Source organism: Microbacterium maritypicum MF109 (assembly GCF_000455825.1).
GTDB lineage: Bacteria > Actinomycetota > Actinomycetes > Actinomycetales > Microbacteriaceae > Microbacterium > Microbacterium maritypicum_A.
The window spans coordinates 1-1027 of the sequence record NZ_ATAO01000094.1 but is presented as its reverse complement, the minus strand read 5'-3'; the positions used below and the strand labels follow the sequence as shown (position 1 = coordinate 1027).

The following is a 1027-nucleotide window of genomic DNA, read 5'->3' as shown; positions in this document are numbered from 1 at the left end:
GTCCATGCCGGTCCGCTCGCGCTCGGCGACGATCCAGCCGGCGAGCGCGTCCAGGTCCCGCTCCCTCCAGTGGTCCCGACCGGCGTGCAGGGTGATGTGCAGCGGGGCGATGCCCTCGGCACCGATGGCATCCAGTTGGAGCGCGAGCGCGCGGCGGTGCGCCTCAGGATCGGATTCGACGCTTCCGACGAGCAACGAGGCCGACGCACCGGTCTCGTCTATCGCCGCGACGAGCTCGCGCCGGGCGCTCGACTCCGAGGGAAGCCAGAGCTCCACCCCGTCGTAGCCTTCGCGGAGCGCGGTCTCGACCAACGCTCGCGGAGGCATCGCGGAGACCCAATCGTTCATCAGGATGAGCGGGCTTCGTGTCATCGGCAGATGTCCTCTCCGGTGGATCGGGGCATCGCCGCGAAACCGACGGTCGGCGTGTGCGTGTCAGAGCATGTCAGCGCTCCCTCGATGAGGCCGAGTATAAGCGTCACCGACTTCTTTTGTCGGTTGTGAGCGCAAACATTCTGTGGTTGGATGTGCTTGTGATCGACGGCGCCTCGGCGTCACCCCCGCCCAGGGCGATCCGCAGGAACATGACCTCAAAGAGGAGAACAGCATGGCAATCACCCCTCGCTTCACCCGCACCGCCGCGATCGTCGCGGTCGGCGCGGTGTCGGCCTTCGGCCTCGCAGCCTGCTCATCCGGCGACTCCGGTGACAGTGGCGCCAGCGGCGAGCCCATCACGATCGAGTACCTGCACCGCCTGCCTGACGGCGAGGGCATGACCCCCGCCTCCGAGATCGTCGACCGCTGGAACGCCGAACACCCCGACATCCAGGTGAAGGCGACGAAGTTCGACGGCAAGTCGAGCGACATGATCCTCAAGCTCGAGACCGACGTGAAGGCCGGCAACGGACCCTGCCTCGCGCAGACGGGCTACTCGGAGGTCCCTCAGCTGTTCGTCAAGGGACTGCTGCAGGACGTCGCGGACGAGGCGAAGAAGTACGAGGACGACTTCTCGGCCGGTGCGTTCAGC

General features: G+C 66.9%; 2 protein-coding genes. One reads left to right on the top strand and one right to left on the bottom strand.

All coding sequences use genetic code 11. The features are described 5' to 3' along the window. A partial coding sequence (locus tag L687_RS26185) for a hypothetical protein (RefSeq protein WP_021198763.1) occupies positions 1-372 on the bottom strand: 372 nt, incomplete at its 3' end. A 235-nt stretch (positions 373-607) separates the two neighbouring features. On the opposite strand from L687_RS26185, the gene L687_RS0121080 reads away from it, so the two are divergent. Continuing rightward, positions 608-1027: extracellular solute-binding protein (locus tag L687_RS0121080; protein ID WP_031206803.1), on the top strand; the 420-nt coding region annotated here is incomplete at its 3' end.